Source organism: Asticcacaulis sp. YBE204, from assembly GCF_000495855.1.
Classification (GTDB): Bacteria; Pseudomonadota; Alphaproteobacteria; order Caulobacterales; family Caulobacteraceae; genus Asticcacaulis.
The window spans coordinates 236,592-250,290 of record NZ_AWGF01000002.1 but is presented as its reverse complement, the minus strand read 5'-3'; the positions used below and the strand labels follow the sequence as shown (position 1 = coordinate 250,290).

At 61.0% G+C, this 13,699-nt stretch carries 15 protein-coding genes; 9 read left to right on the top strand and 6 right to left on the bottom strand.

The window, feature by feature from the left end; genetic code table 11:
* The first annotated feature begins 29 nt into the window (after positions 1-29).
* From mnmD to AEYBE204_RS0119925, 3 genes are all read left to right on the top strand, one after another.
* The gene (mnmD, locus tag AEYBE204_RS25245; protein ID WP_023461201.1) at positions 30-1,736 is read left to right on the top strand and encodes a tRNA (5-methylaminomethyl-2-thiouridine)(34)-methyltransferase MnmD; all 1,707 of its coding nucleotides are present in this window, start codon (positions 30-32) and stop codon (positions 1,734-1,736) included.
* A 90-nt stretch (positions 1,737-1,826) separates the two neighbouring features.
* The gene (locus AEYBE204_RS25240; protein ID WP_023461200.1) at positions 1,827-2,270 is read left to right on the top strand and encodes a DUF6491 family protein; all 444 of its coding nucleotides are present in this window, start codon (positions 1,827-1,829) and stop codon (positions 2,268-2,270) included.
* On the top strand, positions 2,267-2,653 hold the full coding sequence (locus tag AEYBE204_RS0119925; RefSeq protein WP_023461199.1) for a DUF6491 family protein: 387 nt from the start codon (positions 2,267-2,269) through the stop codon (positions 2,651-2,653). The genes AEYBE204_RS25240 and AEYBE204_RS0119925 overlap by 4 nt, the downstream gene beginning before the upstream one ends.
* On the opposite strand, the gene AEYBE204_RS25235 is transcribed toward AEYBE204_RS0119925, so the two are convergent.
* Positions 2,650-3,057, bottom strand: a complete 408-nt coding sequence (locus AEYBE204_RS25235; RefSeq protein ID WP_023461198.1) for a response regulator — start codon at positions 3,055-3,057, stop codon at positions 2,650-2,652. The two genes, AEYBE204_RS0119925 and AEYBE204_RS25235, sit on opposite strands and share 4 nt — an antisense overlap.
* A gap of 217 nt (positions 3,058-3,274) precedes the next feature.
* On the opposite strand from AEYBE204_RS25235, the gene AEYBE204_RS25230 reads away from it, so the two are divergent.
* Complete coding sequence (locus AEYBE204_RS25230; protein ID WP_023461197.1) at positions 3,275-3,700, top strand: hypothetical protein; 426 nt, start codon at positions 3,275-3,277, stop codon at positions 3,698-3,700.
* Here AEYBE204_RS25230 and AEYBE204_RS39355 read toward each other — a convergent pair.
* Complete coding sequence (locus AEYBE204_RS39355; RefSeq protein WP_023461196.1) at positions 3,697-4,476, bottom strand: response regulator; 780 nt, start codon at positions 4,474-4,476, stop codon at positions 3,697-3,699. The genes AEYBE204_RS25230 and AEYBE204_RS39355 overlap by 4 nt on opposite strands.
* A gap of 188 nt (positions 4,477-4,664) precedes the next feature.
* Here AEYBE204_RS39355 and AEYBE204_RS25225 point away from each other — a divergent pair, with 188 nt between their 5' ends.
* Entirely contained in the window at positions 4,665-5,135 is a 471-nt protein-coding gene (locus tag AEYBE204_RS25225) for a hypothetical protein (RefSeq protein ID WP_155908248.1), read from the top strand.
* Positions 5,136-5,156: 21 nt separating this feature from the next.
* Positions 5,157-5,567 (top strand): hypothetical protein, encoded by a 411-nt coding sequence (locus tag AEYBE204_RS25220; RefSeq protein ID WP_155908246.1) that lies wholly within the window; start codon positions 5,157-5,159, stop codon positions 5,565-5,567.
* Between the two features lie 49 nt (positions 5,568-5,616).
* Here AEYBE204_RS25220 and lepA read toward each other — a convergent pair whose 3' ends face one another.
* Entirely contained in the window at positions 5,617-7,419 is a 1,803-nt protein-coding gene (lepA, locus tag AEYBE204_RS25215) for a translation elongation factor 4 (protein WP_023461193.1), read from the bottom strand.
* A gap of 168 nt (positions 7,420-7,587) precedes the next feature.
* Between lepA and AEYBE204_RS25210 the strand changes: the two genes are divergently transcribed.
* Positions 7,588-7,971, top strand: coding sequence for a hypothetical protein (locus tag AEYBE204_RS25210; protein ID WP_023461192.1), 384 nt, complete (start codon positions 7,588-7,590; stop codon positions 7,969-7,971).
* Positions 7,972-8,037: 66 nt separating this feature from the next.
* Here the strand turns inward: AEYBE204_RS25210 and AEYBE204_RS25205 are convergent, their stop codons facing one another.
* Entirely contained in the window at positions 8,038-8,676 is a 639-nt protein-coding gene (locus AEYBE204_RS25205; RefSeq protein ID WP_023461191.1) for a fasciclin domain-containing protein, read from the bottom strand.
* A gap of 205 nt (positions 8,677-8,881) precedes the next feature.
* Between AEYBE204_RS25205 and AEYBE204_RS25200 the strand changes: the two genes are divergently transcribed.
* Complete coding sequence (locus AEYBE204_RS25200; RefSeq protein WP_023461190.1) at positions 8,882-10,522, top strand: M28 family metallopeptidase; 1,641 nt, start codon at positions 8,882-8,884, stop codon at positions 10,520-10,522.
* On the opposite strand, the gene AEYBE204_RS25195 is transcribed toward AEYBE204_RS25200, so the two are convergent.
* Positions 10,523-11,782, bottom strand: coding sequence for an SGNH/GDSL hydrolase family protein (locus AEYBE204_RS25195; RefSeq protein WP_023461189.1), 1,260 nt, complete (start codon positions 11,780-11,782; stop codon positions 10,523-10,525).
* Positions 11,783-11,895: 113 nt separating this feature from the next.
* On the opposite strand from AEYBE204_RS25195, the gene AEYBE204_RS25190 reads away from it, so the two are divergent.
* On the top strand, positions 11,896-12,774 hold the full coding sequence (locus tag AEYBE204_RS25190; RefSeq protein ID WP_023461188.1) for a hypothetical protein: 879 nt from the start codon (positions 11,896-11,898) through the stop codon (positions 12,772-12,774).
* Between the two features lie 7 nt (positions 12,775-12,781).
* Here the strand turns inward: AEYBE204_RS25190 and AEYBE204_RS25185 are convergent, their stop codons facing one another.
* On the bottom strand, positions 12,782-13,699 hold the full coding sequence (locus AEYBE204_RS25185; RefSeq protein WP_023461187.1) for an oxygenase MpaB family protein: 918 nt from the start codon (positions 13,697-13,699) through the stop codon (positions 12,782-12,784).

The following is a 13,699-nucleotide window of genomic DNA, read 5'->3' as shown; positions in this document are numbered from 1 at the left end:
CCCGGGAAGCGGCCTTTTCTACTTTTGACATGACCTCTCCCGAAACCGATCCGCAACTCTATTTCTCAGACGACGGCAATCCGCGGTCGGCGCGGTTCGACGACATCTACTATTCCCTTCAGGACGGCCTGAGCGAATCGCGCGCTGTGTTCCTCAGCGGTTGTCAGATGCCGGATATCTGGGTGGGGCGACGACATTTTACGGTCGGCGAACTGGGCTTTGGTACAGGCCTGAATATTGCCGCGCTCATTCAGCTTTGGGCGGCGCACCGACCTGAAAACGGCCACCTGCATCTCTTTTCCGTCGAAGGCTTTCTGATGCCGCGCGCCGCCGCCGCCGCTGCTCTGTCGGCCTGGCCGGAGATCGCGCCGTTTGCCGAGGTCATCATCGCGCAGTGGCCGCCACAACGGCGGGGTTTCCATATCATGCGCTTCCCGCAGTGGGGCGTGACCCTGACCCTGGCACTTATGGACGTGCGTAATGCCCTGTCGCAGTGGCAGGGCAAGGCCGATGCCTGGTTCCTCGACGGCTTTTCCCCCGCCTGCAATCCTGACATGTGGGCCGACGACGTGCTTCTGGCGGTGGCGGATAAGACCGCGCCAGGGGCGAGACTGGCGACCTTCACCGTGGCGGGCTTCGTGCGCCGGGGGCTTCAGGCCGCGGGTTTTGCGGTCAGCAAGCAGCCGGGTTTTGGCCGCAAACGCGAACGGCTGGAAGCGGTCTTTCCGGGCGAATCGGAGCCGCGTGATGAACCCCAACGCATCGCCGTGGTCGGTGGCGGCATAGCCGGGGCCTCGGTGATCGCCGCCCTGCGCGACTATGGCTACAGCGCCGATCTGGTCGACCCGGCGCGGGGTAGCGGCGCGTCTGGCAATCCGGCGGGACTTGTGACGCCGCGTCTCGACGCCGGTGGTGGCGCGATCAGCGACCTGTTCGCCGACGCCTTCTACTATGCTACTGACCGGTTGTGGCAGGATATGCCTGAGGCCATCCTGTCGGAAGGCGTGTTGCAACGCCCCGCCACCGACCGCGATGCGGCGCGTTTTACCAAAATCGCCGAACAGGCGGCCTTCGATCCGCAGGATATGCGCGTGGAAGACACAGGGCTGCGGATGCCACGGGCGCTGGCGATCGATCCACGCGCCGTGGTGCAGACGTTTCTGGCCGACGTTACCGTCAAGGAAGCGGTTGTCGATGATTACGATCTTGTCTTCATGACCTGCGGCGAGGGCGTTTTCGATCTGGAGGTGGCCCGGTCGCTCGATCTCCGCCCGGTACGCGGTCAGATCGAGGTGGCGAACGCGCAACCGCGCGACCCTCAGGCTCAGGCCTGGGGCGGCTACTATGTGCCGACGCCGGAAGGCTTTGTTTTCGGCGCCACCCATGTGCGCGGCGACCGCGGCACGGACGTCAGAGAGGCCGACCGGACGCATAATCTCGATACGCTGCGTGCGGTGTTGCCGGACGAAGCGGCTCTGGCCGCCGCGGAGACGTCGTCGCGCGCCTCGATCCGCGTCACGACGCGCGACCATTTGCCAGTATTGGGGCCGCTGATGGAGTCAATGACGGGATCGCTAAGCGCGGATAGCTATGTTCTGACGGGGCTGGGGGCGAGGGGGTTCTGTCTGGCACCCTTGCTCGGGCGGGCTTTGGTCGCTCAGGCATTGAGTCTGCCGTCGCCCTTATCCGCGGCGTCGGCGCGTCTGGTGCGGGTCGATCGTTTTCAGGTCGGTTGACCGCGATCCTGACCCGTCATCAAATGGCCCGTCATCAAATGGCCCGAATTGGCTCGCCTAATCGGTGAATATAAATCGTGAGGTGTGGAAATGAAAACCTTGCTGTCCCTGACGGCGGTTGCGGCGGCGGGCCTGACCGCCTTGACCCTGGTTCCGGTGCAATCTCAGGCCAGAGCCGAAACGCCGGCGCAAAAAGAGATGAAAAAGTGCTTCCGCAGCGACGATATCGACCGCTTCAATCCGGTCGATTCGCGGACCATGATCATCGAAACCTATGCCCATCAGCACTATAAACTGACCCTGTCGGGCGCCTGTATGGGGATCGAGGAAGCGCTGCGCATCGGGGTCAAGACGCGCAACGGCCTGAGCAATGTCTGTGGCGGCCTCGATGCCGAAATCCTCTACAACGAAATGGGTTCAGGTCGCGTGACGCGCTGCGCCGTGACCGAAGTGACGCCGATCACTCAGGAAGAGGCTGACCGGATCGAAGGCGTCGAGGACCGCAAGACCTCCAAATCGAACGGTAACACATGAAGACGCTCTTCAGCTTTCTGGCGGTCGCGGCTGTCGGGTTCGGCGGCTTGAGTCTGGCCAATGCCGAACCGGAAACGACAGCTGCATCGAAGGTAGCACCGAAACACTGCGTCAATGCCGGTAATCTTGACCGTCGGATGGTGGTCGACAAGACGACGGTGCTGATCGAGGACGGTTTTGGCCGCGCGGCCCTGCTCAAATTGTCGAGGCCGTGCCAGAATCTCGACGACATGGACCGCATCGGGTTCGAATTCGAGGGCTCGACTCAGATTTGCGGGCCGCGCGATGTGAAGATTCTCTATTCGCGTTTCAACGAAGCCCCGATCCGCTGCCTTGTGGAGAGCGTGACGCCGCTAAGCAAGGAACAGGCGACGAAATATTAGAGATACAGTGCGTCGCGGGGGCCGTTTAGCGCGTCGGCTTCGGCGCAGATTTGCTGGATATCGTCGAAATTGAACGGTTTGGGCAGGAGGAACTGCACCCGCGCGCGCCGGGCAGCATTGAGGGCCTGACTGGCGGCCAGCGGATTGTCGCGATTGCCGGCGGTCATCACGGCGATGGGGGTATCCTTCGCCAGTTTGCGGTAGGCGTCGAGGTGTTCCAGCGTATTTTCCCCGGCGATGAACACATCCAGCACCAGCAAGGACCACAGGTCGTCACGCAGATGCGCCATCGCCGCACTACGATCCATCGCGATGGTCGGAGTATATCCCGCACGCTCGAACAGCTTGCCGATGATCGTCGCCTGGGTGCGGCTGTCTTCGAGGATGAGAACGGTCTTGGTCATGAGCGAGCGTCGATGTTTTTGGCTTTAGGCCCGAACGGGGCATGTAGGGATAACGAACGCGGGAAAGCTAACCTTAAGGTCAAAAGATTAAAAGGGGCTTTCGCTTTTGCGAGACGTAACGTTTTGTATATGAAGATCACGCCGTCGTGCGGTCCCAATTCAGCCCGAATATAGGCGTATGTGGATTTGAAAACGTGGCCGGATAAGGAATTTCGTGATGTGGAAGCTGGATCGCAAGGTTTTGGGCGTGGCGGGGGCGGCTGTGCTCGGTCTGGGGGTTCTGGCTCTGGTGCCTCAGGTATCGGATGCACAGGATGCTGCGCCGCCGTCGGAAAAGGTTCGCCGTTGCGTCAACGGACCGGGGCTCGACACGCACGTGCTGGACGAGGAAACGCTTCTGGTGCAGGACAACGGTCGTAGCGGGCTTGTGGTCAAGGTCGACGGCTGCCGTCTTAATCCGCACGACATTCTGGTTTTCGAGTGGCACGGTACGCAGCAAATCTGCGATCCGGTCGATATTCAGCTGTCGGTCAGATCGACCGGCGGGTTCAGGTCGCACTGTTTCGTGCAGTCGGTGACGCCGGTCGGTGCCGCCGAGGCCAAGGTGCTGGCCAAGCAGGAATTTAAGCGCAAGGCGAGTTAGATTAGGACTGTGGTCTGATCCTGCGGAAGGGCTTTCAGGATCACGTCCATCAGTTGCGCCTTGTTGAACGGCTTGGCCAGGGCGTGCGTGGCGCCGCGCGTCAAGGCGTCCTCCAGATGCTGGGTGTTTTTGGTGTAGCCGGTCATCGCGATGATCGGCACCTCGGGCCATGTCGCGCTGAAGACCTTGATGCCGGTCATGCCGCCGATCCCCGGCATGATGATGTCGGTGAGTATAGCGTCCACGCGTGTGATCTCAAGGCGCACGAGAGCGTCTTCGACCGAGGCGCTTTCGGCGACGTAGAAGCCTTCCTCTTCGAGAAAATTGCGGTAGATGATCCGCGAATGGGCATCGTCGTCGATGACCAGTACGCGCTGCATCGGCCCCTTGCGGCGGCGGATGCGCTCGGTTTCGGCACAGACCTGTTTGACGTCATTGAGGTCGAAAGGTTTGGGCAGCAGGAATTCGACCTCGGCGCGGCGGGCCTCGTTGAGTGCGCGACTGGCAGCTAAGGGGCGTTCGCGCTGACCGGCGGTCATGATGGCGATAGGCGTTGTACCGGCCAGAGCCCTGTAATCGTTGATATAGTCGAGCGTATTGTCCTCGCCGATAAACACGTCCAGTACGATCAGGAAGTAGCGCCGCGTCTTGAGCCTGTGCCAGGCATCGAAGCGGTCGTGAACGATATCGGTTGTGAAGCCGGCTTTCTCGAACAGGGCGGTGACGATGCGCGCCTGAGTCTTGGAATCTTCCAGAACGAGAATGGTGTTCGGCATGGCGGGTCACGCTTTGTAACAAATTGAAACAAACCGTAAGCCTCTCAATAGTGTACTGGCAAGCTCGAAATGTTTGGAAATGTACTTATGCACAGATGCGTGTGATCACATTTTTTAAAACGCGGCGTCGCAAAATTGCCTGAATTGGGGCGAAATCTCAGCCTATGCAACTTTAAGGGGGGGGCGATGTGTCGGGTATAGTGAAACCGCTGGCGGTCGTTGGATTCATGATCGCGGCGACGGGCGCTCTGGCTCAGGTGACCGTCCGTGTGAAGCCCGAGGCCAATCCTGACGACCGACCCGATGCGATGATCCGCGACGGCGTGGTGATCAAACCGGCCTTCTGCCTGACGCCGGGCGATTTTCAGGGTGTGCTGTTCGTCAAATCCAATACGGTCGTCGTGCTGGCCACGCCAGCGGGCGCTATCAAGTCACCTGACTCCGGATTGAAGTTCGCCTTCAGCAAAGGCGAAGCCTGCGAAGGGCTGATGTCGGCGGGCGAAGTCAGCCTGCAATATATGAACGGCCAGCAGATGTGTCCCGGCAAGGCAGCCGTACTGATGTATGGCGAGCCCGGCATGGCGACGAAGGCCTGTCATGTGCGGCTGAAAGGTTTGTACAGTACGGACAAGGTCGGCGTGACGCCGTTGGAAAGCTGATATCAAAACGAGGAGGGTGAAATGCGTAAGAGAACTTTAAGCGTTATGCTTCTGTCGGCCACGGTCGCGCTGGGGTCGGCCTTTGCGGTTGCCGCCCGCGAAGAAACGGTCAAGGCCGATCCAGCCGGTCAGTGTCTGGCCTCGAAAGCCGGACGGGCGCTCGATATCAGAGACAGCAAGGTCGCCGGCGACGATACGCTGGCGGTGCGCGACGCCGACAACCGGACGGCGCTGATCCGCGTGTCGGGCTGCAATCTGCGTAAGAACGACAGTTTCCGGCTGGAGCAGATGAATGGTCGCAATCCGGTGTGTAGCGGCGACGATATCCGGGTGATCGTAGCGCGCAAGCCGGACGGCGATAATATGTTCTGCGAGGTCGAAAGCTTTACGCCGATCTCAAAGGACGAGGCACGGAGCTATTTCCGCAGCTAACGCCATCTCAAACAAAAGGCCCGGAGCGATCCGGGCCTTTTTCGTTACGTCAGTCGTTATCCATCTTGAGCGCGGCGATGAAGGCTTCCTGCGGGATTTCGACCTTGCCGAACTGCCGCATCTTCTTCTTGCCTTCCTTCTGCTTCTCCAGCAGCTTCTTCTTCCGCGTGGCGTCGCCGCCGTAACATTTCGCGGTGACGTCCTTGCGCAGGGCGCGGACGGTTTCGCGCGCGATGATGCGCCCGCCGATGGCCGCCTGAATCGGAATCACGAACAGGTGCTGCGGGATGAGGTCCTTCATCTTTTCGCACATGCCGCGGCCTCTAGCTTCGGCGCGGTCCTTGTGGACCAGCATGGAAAGCGCGTCGACCGGCTCGGAATTGACGAGGATCGACATCTTGACCAGATCGCCTTCGCGGTATTCCTCGATCGTGTAGTCGAACGAGGCATAGCCCTTCGAGATCGACTTCAGGCGGTCGTAGAAGTCGAAGACGACTTCGTTGAGCGGCAGGTTATAGACGATCATGGCGCGCGAGCCGACATAGGACAGGTCGAGCTGAATGCCGCGACGGTCCTGACACAGCTTGATCACCGCGCCCAGATAGTCGTCCGGCGTGAAAATGGTCGCCTTGATCCACGGCTCCTCGATGTGGTCGATCTTGACGACGTCGGGCATGTCCGCCGGATTGTGCAGGTCGATCACGTCGCCGTTGTTCATATAGATCTGATAGACGACCGACGGGGCCGTGGCGATCAGGTCGAGATTGAACTCACGCGACAGGCGTTCCTGAATGATTTCGAGGTGCAGCAGGCCGAGGAATCCGCAACGGAAGCCGAAGCCCAAAGCCGCGGAGGTTTCCATTTCATAAGAGAAGCTGGCATCGTTCAGGCGCAGCTTGCCCATCGCCGCGCGCAGGTCTTCGAAATCGGCCGCATCGACCGGGAAGATGCCGCAGAAGACGACCGGCTGGACTTCCTTGAAGCCCGTCATGGCCTGTGCGGTAGGCTTGCGCTCGTCGGTGATGGTGTCGCCGACGGCGGCGTCGGAGACTTCTTTGATCTGCGCCGTGAAGAAGCCGATTTCACCGGGGCCGAGGGCCTCGACATCGGTGGCCTTGGGCTGGAAGACGCCCAGCTTGTCGATCTTGTAGGTCGCGCCGGCGTTCATCAGCTTGACCTGCTGACCGGGCTTCATGACGCCGTCGAAGATGCGCACCAGAACGATAACGCCCAGATAGGCGTCGTACCACGCGTCGACCAGCAGGGCCTTCAGCGGCGCGCTGACATCGCCCTTCGGGGCGGGCAGGCGGGTGACGATGGCTTCCAGCACGTCCTCGATGCCGATACCGGACTTGGCCGAGGCCAGCACGGCGTCCGACGCGTCGATGCCAATGACGTCCTCGATCTGAGCGCGCACGCGCTCGGGCTCGGCGGCGGGCAGGTCGACCTTGTTGAGAACCGGGACGATCTCGTGGTTGTTGTCGATGGCCTGATAGACGTTGGCGAGCGTTTGGGCTTCGACGCCCTGCGACGCATCGACCACGAGGATCGAGCCTTCGCAGGCGGCCAGCGAGCGCGACACTTCGTAGGCGAAATCGACGTGGCCCGGCGTATCCATCAGGTTGAGGATATAGGTTTTGCCGTCCTTGGCCTTGTAGTTGAGGCGGACGGTCTGGGCCTTGATGGTGATGCCGCGTTCGCGCTCGATCTCCATATTGTCGAGGACCTGCTCCTTCATCTCACGCGCGGTGAGGCCGCCGGTGAACTGGATCAGGCGGTCGGACAGGGTCGATTTGCCGTGGTCGATATGGGCCACGATGGAAAAGTTACGGATTTGGGAAAGATCGGTCATGCGCTGCGCGATAGCATGAACCGTAAGGCAGTGAAAGAGGGTGGCAGGTAAAGAGGCAGGTGGAAGGTTGGTGAGGCATTGGGGCGCCCCTGCACCACATGTTTATTCGTTGAAATTAACCGAAACCGGGCTAGTTTGGTCTGGTTTCTGGAAGGGTGGGAGATTCTGATGCGTAAAATCGGTATTTTTTGCGTGGCGGCCATGATTGTGATGCCGGCCTTGCCGTCCCATGCGGGGCCTAAGCTCGCGGATTTGCCACCGCCTCCGGAGACTCCGGTACAGCCGACTATAAAGTTCAAATTCAACAGGCCGGGATACGCCTATTACCCTGAGAAGGCCATGGAGGATTCTGCCGAGGGCTGGGCGCAAATCGAATGCATAGTGCTGGAAAAAGGGCGTTTAGACTGTAAGCTGTTGGCCGAAACACCTGAAAAGTATGGCTTTGGCGCGGCGACTTTAAAATTTTATAGAACGGTAACTGTCGATCTCAACAAATCGGGTGTAAAGGTCGGCGATCGGTTCATCTATGTTTATAGGTGGACCATATCCTGACAAAGGCGCGCTTTGAGGCGAAATTGAAAACACCTCCCCTGATTTTTTTAGGAGAGGTGTTTTCTACTACATCTTCGGCATCAGAACCGTGTCGATGACGTGGATCGTGCCGTTCGACTGCGTGACATTGCCGATGGTGACGTGGGCCATGCCGCCGGTCTCGTCGGTCAGCATGATCGTCTTGCCCATCATCGTCGCTTTCAGCTTGCAGCCGCCCAGCGTCGTCAGGGTGTAGCTACCGTCGCTGGTCTTGATCCAGTCCATCAAATCCATCGCCGTAATGTTCCCGGCGACGACGTGGCAAGTCAGAATCGTCGTCAGTTTGGCCTTGTTGGCGGGCATCAGCAGGCTGTCGACCGTGCCGGCGGGCAGCTTGGCGAAGGCGTCGTCGGTCGGCGCGAAGACCGTGAACGGGCCGGGTCCTGACAGGGTGTGGGCCAAGTCGGCAGCCTTGACGGCGGCGACCAGGGTTTCGTGATCCTTCGACATCATGGCGTTTTCGACGATGGTCTTGTTGGCGAACATTTCCGCGCCGCCGACCATCGGATTTTTAGCGGTCATGGTGTCGGTCATCGGCTTTGGATTGGGATCGGTCAGCTTCTGGCGGGCCTGAACGGAACCGGTGTCCTGCGCGAGGACGTGGTTGGCGAGCAAAGGCGACGCCATCAGGGCAGCCGACAGGCAAAGGGTGCGAAGCGTGGTCATGGAAAGTCCTTGGGTGCAAAGGGGCCGGGCGTCCGGCTGAGCGGTTACTCAAGGTGTTTACGCTGTCTGTGACGTGCCAGATGTTATTAAATTCAATGATTTATACAGACCTTATATGTGGGCAGGCTATCGCCATCCCGGTCTTATATTCGCCTTGCCTTACGCGGTTTCAGGGGCGACTATCGCGTAATCAAAGGAGTCAGTGATGAAGCGGATGATATGGGTGGCGATGTGCCTGATGGGAGTCGGAACAGCGAGCGCCGAGCCCCTCAGTCAGCAACGCGTGTTGAAAGACGTGCAAGTGCTGGCCTCCGACGAATTCGAGGGCCGCGGCGTTGCCACGCGCGCCGAGGACAAGACGGTCGCCTATATCGTCGAAGGGTTCAAAACGGCGGGTTTCCTGCCGGGTGCGAAAGACTCGGCGGGCAAGCCATCCTACTATCAGGACGTAGCGCTGCGCCGGTTCCGGGTGTCGTCGCCGGAGCTCAAATTTACCCTGCCGGACGGCAAGACCGTGCCGGTGGTGCAAGGCGAGAACATGACGGTCGCTACACGCGGCGCGACGGCGGATGTCACGCTCAACGCACCGCTGGTTTTCGTGGGGTACGGCGTAACCGCGGCCGAACGCGGCTGGGACGATTTCAAGGGCGTCGATGTCAAAGGCAAGATTATCGTCGTCCTGATCAACGATCCCGATTTCGTCGAGCCGGACTTGAAGACCTTTAATGGCAAGGCCATGACCTATTACGGGCGCTGGACCTACAAGTACGAAGAGGCCGCGCGGCGCGGGGCGCTGGGCGCGATCATCATCCACGACACGGATGCCGCGGCCTATGGCTGGGCGACGGTCAAGAACTCCAATACCCGCGACCGCTTCGACATCGTTCGGCCCGATCCGCTCAAGGTCAATCCGGTCCTGGAGTCATGGATTCAGGCCGATACGGCGGAGGCCTTGTTCACGGCGGCGGGACTGGATCTCAAGGCTTTGCGCGTTCAGGCGCTGTCTAAGACGTTCAAACCGGTTGAGCTGAAAGGCGTGACCTTGAGCGGCACCTATAAGGTCGCCGCCGACGAGATTCATACCCGCAATGTCGTGGCCGTTTTACCGGGCAAGACAAAGCCTGATGAATATGTCCTCTATTCGGCGCACTGGGATCATCTGGGGATCGGTAATCCCGATGCAACGGGCGATAAGATTTTCAATGGCGCGTTTGATAATGCGACCGGCGTGGCGGGTATACTGGAACTGGCGCGCGCCTTTGCCAAGGCGCCGCGCACCGATCGCTCGATCGTCATGATCTCGTTCACCGCCGAGGAAAGCGGGCTTCTGGGGTCCGAATATTATGCCTCCAACCCCTTGTTTCCGCTCGATAAGACGGTCGGTGGGGTCAATATTGACGGGCTGAACATCGCCGGACCGACTCGCAATATCGAGCTGACCGGCTACGGGCAATCGACACTGGAGGACATGCTGGCCGAAACATTGAAAACGCAGAAACGCGTGGTGACCCCGGATCAGCGCGCCGAGGCGGGGCTGTTCTACCGCTCTGACCATTTCCCGATGGCCAAGCGCGGCGTGCCGATGCTGTTCGGCGCGTGGGGCCTTGATATGGTCGACGGCGGGCTTGAGGCCGGGAAGAAATTCTCAGAGGCCTATATCCGCGATCATTATCATCAGCCGTCCGACGAATACGAGCCAAGCTGGAATATGACCGGGGGCTTGCAGGACCTTGAGGCCTATTACGCGCTGGGCCGTAAGCTGGCGACAGCCAAGGTCTGGCCGGAGTGGAAGCCGGGTTCGGAGTTCAAGGCCGAACGAGATAAATCGGCTATGACCCGAAAATAGTTATTTGAATAAATTAAGGTCTATCGCATCGCCCATCGCCCTGTAACCGGCGGGGGAAGGGTGGATATGGTCGCCGGAATCGTATTCGGGGCTGAGCCACTCCGGGCGCGTTGGGTCGGCCATCACCTTGTCGAGATCGATCACCGCGTCGAATTCGCCCGAAGTTCTGATCCAGTGATTGACCGCCTGACGGTCGGCCTCGTTCAGGGCGTCGGGGTGATAGAGCGAGAAGCCCATGAACGGCAGGATGGTCGCGCCATAGACGGTAATGCCGCGATCCCAGGCGCGGCGGATCATCTGACGATAGGCGCCGATCAGGCTCTCGACCAGCGCCGCATGGGCCGCTGCGCTCGCCGGGGCATCGCGCGTCAGGCTGCCCAAGTCGTTTACGCCTTCGAGGATGATCAGATATTTGACGCCGGTCTGGCTCAGCACGTCGCGCTCGAACCGGGCGAGCGCATTGGGGCCGGTACCGTCATTGAGCACCCGTCCACCGCCAATCCCGTGGTTGAGCACCGACAGGTGCCGCTTGCCCGGCGTGGCCTGAAGCCGCTCGGCCAACCGGTCGGGCCAGCGGGCATTCGTCCCCGGCTTGACGCCGTAACCGTCGGTGATCGAGTCACCGAGTGTCACGATGGACCCCGCGCCCTGACCGCTCATCACATCGACGCCGGAAATATGGAACCAGCGCTCCATCGTCCTTGCCCCCTCCAGAGCCGTGTCGGTGACGTGGTTGCCCTTGGCAAAATAGGAGATCATGCGGGCGCCGGGGTGACTGGTCTGAGGCGTGGCGGCTTCGGGCAGATAGAGCGACAGGGTCAGGTCGGTGAAGGCCTTGACGGTCAGGATCACCGGGTCGGAAACGTATTCTGCACCGGCAGGAATGGTGATTGCGGTGCGACCGCCAAAGGTCAGACCGCGCGCGTTGGACGGGTCGATGCGCGAGGTCATCTGATCTGCCGAGATCGCCGCATGGGCTGCGCCGATCCGCAGCGGTTTCGTGCCACAGACGTTGGAAAGCCGCACGCGGAACTGCCGACCGCCCTGAGTCAGGCGGACAATCTGGCGAACCGTCACGTCAGCGGCGATGTCGGGCGGCAGGGTCGTGTCCGGATTGGGCACCATCTGCGACGCCGCCCACGCCCCCACCCATCTGCCGAAAGACATGGCGTCGGCGGAGGCCGGAAGGGCGCTTATGGCGGCGGTAGAAATCAGTCCGCCCAGCAGGGCGCGGCGGTCGAGAGATATCATAGGGCGCATGGCTGGGTTCCGGTTGTGCGGGCTCACCTTCGAGGCAAACGGCGGGATGTCAAGTATGAGATGCCCGGACGCGTGAATAATGATAGGAGCCTCTGAACCCACGGAGAATTACGATGAACCGACGCGACATGATGACCGGTGCCGCCGCTCTGACCGGTCTGACCTTGGCCAGCGGCGCGGCGGCTCAGGTTCAGACCAGCGATCCGCGCTTCAAACCTCAGCCTGTGACCCCGGCGTTCACGGACCGCCCGCGTCTGGTGATCGATCAGGCGCATGGCAATTTCCACACCCGCGACGGTCGTTATGCCCCCTTTGCGGCGGTCATGGCCGCGGACGGCTGGGACGTTCAGACCGGGACGGTTTCGTTCACGGCGGAGAGCCTCAGCGGTGTGCGTTTGCTGGTCATCGCCAATGCCGGTCAGAACGGCAAGCCCGCCTTTACGCCCGAAGAAGGCGACGTCCTGACGCAGTGGGTGCGCAGCGGCGGCGCTTTGTGGCTTATCGCCGACCATGCGCCGTTTGGGGCCGCCGCCGCGTCTCTGGCACAGGCCTTCGGTTTCGAAATGGGCAAGGGCTGGGTTTTCGAGCCGGGTCGAAATAATCCCAGCGTGATCGACTATACGTCCGCGACGGGTCTTATGCCGCATCCGATCACGCAAGGCCTGAAACGGGTGCGCGCCTTTACCGGACAATCGCTGACCTTGCCCAAAGGCGCAACGGGCCTGCTGAAACTGGGGCCGGAGGCGCGAGAAGCCGCAACGCCGGATCAGATCGGCGACCGTGGCTTGCCGGTGCTTACGGACCGCTATCAGGGCTTTGCTATGGACTACGGTCAGGGGCGGCTGATCGGGCAGGGCGAGGCGGGCATGTTGTCGGCTCAGGTCATCAATCGCCCGGACGGCGGGCGGATAGAGATGGGCATGAACGTCGCCGGGCTCGATAATGAAACCTTCGCGCGCAATGCCGCGCGCTGGCTTGGGCGCGCGACCTGACGTGTTTTTAAGAGCGATAGAGATAGTCTTCGGGCAGTCCCATCCGGCGGCAGGCCTGACCGGCGGGGCTTGAGCGGATGACGATGCGATCGCTCAAGGCGCCCGCCTGCCGGACCAGCGGCGCTTCCCACGCCCTTAAACCCTGAACCGCGCCAAGACCTAACCGGTCACGTATCCCCTCCGGTGTCATCGATACGGCGGCGCGGATCAGCATCGGCTGAAGCGTTTGCAACAGACCCGGAAAGGCGGGGGCTTCGCGCATGATGTCGAGGAATTCGAACACGATGGGCGAGGGCTCAAGCCGTGCCGCCATCCGCGCGAAAATGGCTTCCATTTCGGTTTGAGATGTCGGCGCGCCGACGGCGCCATAGGCCTGTGCGGCGGGTGCGGATTCGGTGTAAAGCCGGTCGAACTCGCTGTGCGACAGCGGCGATACGTAGCGGCTGTAGGCTTCGGCAAATCCGAACGACGCTGTCGCCTGAACCCAGTCGAGAAGATGGGGATCATTAGCATGATAGGGCTTGCCGTCGGGGGTCTGGCCGGTCACGCGATCATGCCGCCGCACGACGCCTTCGATCATCCGCGTTGCCACGCTTTTCGCCCCATACACGGTGATCATGGCCGCCAGACCCGTACGTTTCAGGCGCTGAACGGGTTGCGTACGAAAGCTCGAATGCTCCCACACGCCGGTCCGGACACCGGGTTCGGCCAGTTCCAGAATCACCGCCGCCACGCCGCCGATGTAAAGACTGACCGGGTTCTTGAAAATTCGCCACGACAGCGAATCGGGTGGCACCAGGGCGGCTTCGCCCGGTGGCTGTGTAAAGTCGATCGCGGCATAGGCCCCTTCGGCGCGGAATAAATCTCCAGCCGCTGAATCGATGCGGCGGCCAATGAACTCAGGCAAGGACAGGGGCGTGGGCAT

Excerpts from the sequence above, each read along its gene's own strand:
- mnmD (WP_023461201.1), top strand. The coding sequence starts at position 30 with ATGACCTCTCCCGAAACCGATCCGCAACTCTATTTCTCAGACGACGGC.
- AEYBE204_RS25240 (WP_023461200.1), top strand. The coding sequence starts at position 1,827 with ATGAAAACCTTGCTGTCCCTGACGGCGGTTGCGGCGGCGGGCCTGACC.
- AEYBE204_RS0119925 (WP_023461199.1), top strand. The coding sequence starts at position 2,267 with ATGAAGACGCTCTTCAGCTTTCTGGCGGTCGCGGCTGTCGGGTTCGGC.
- AEYBE204_RS25235 (WP_023461198.1), bottom strand. The coding sequence starts at position 3,057 with ATGACCAAGACCGTTCTCATCCTCGAAGACAGCCGCACCCAGGCGACG.
- AEYBE204_RS25230 (WP_023461197.1), top strand. The coding sequence starts at position 3,275 with ATGTGGAAGCTGGATCGCAAGGTTTTGGGCGTGGCGGGGGCGGCTGTG.
- AEYBE204_RS39355 (WP_023461196.1), bottom strand. The coding sequence starts at position 4,476 with ATGCCGAACACCATTCTCGTTCTGGAAGATTCCAAGACTCAGGCGCGC.
- AEYBE204_RS25220 (WP_155908246.1), top strand. The coding sequence starts at position 5,157 with ATGCGTAAGAGAACTTTAAGCGTTATGCTTCTGTCGGCCACGGTCGCG.
- lepA (WP_023461193.1), bottom strand. The coding sequence starts at position 7,419 with ATGACCGATCTTTCCCAAATCCGTAACTTTTCCATCGTGGCCCATATC.
- AEYBE204_RS25210 (WP_023461192.1), top strand. The coding sequence starts at position 7,588 with ATGCGTAAAATCGGTATTTTTTGCGTGGCGGCCATGATTGTGATGCCG.
- AEYBE204_RS25205 (WP_023461191.1), bottom strand. The coding sequence starts at position 8,676 with ATGACCACGCTTCGCACCCTTTGCCTGTCGGCTGCCCTGATGGCGTCG.
- AEYBE204_RS25200 (WP_023461190.1), top strand. The coding sequence starts at position 8,882 with ATGAAGCGGATGATATGGGTGGCGATGTGCCTGATGGGAGTCGGAACA.
- AEYBE204_RS25195 (WP_023461189.1), bottom strand. The coding sequence starts at position 11,782 with ATGCGCCCTATGATATCTCTCGACCGCCGCGCCCTGCTGGGCGGACTG.
- AEYBE204_RS25190 (WP_023461188.1), top strand. The coding sequence starts at position 11,896 with ATGAACCGACGCGACATGATGACCGGTGCCGCCGCTCTGACCGGTCTG.
- AEYBE204_RS25185 (WP_023461187.1), bottom strand. The coding sequence starts at position 13,699 with ATGCCCACGCCCCTGTCCTTGCCTGAGTTCATTGGCCGCCGCATCGAT.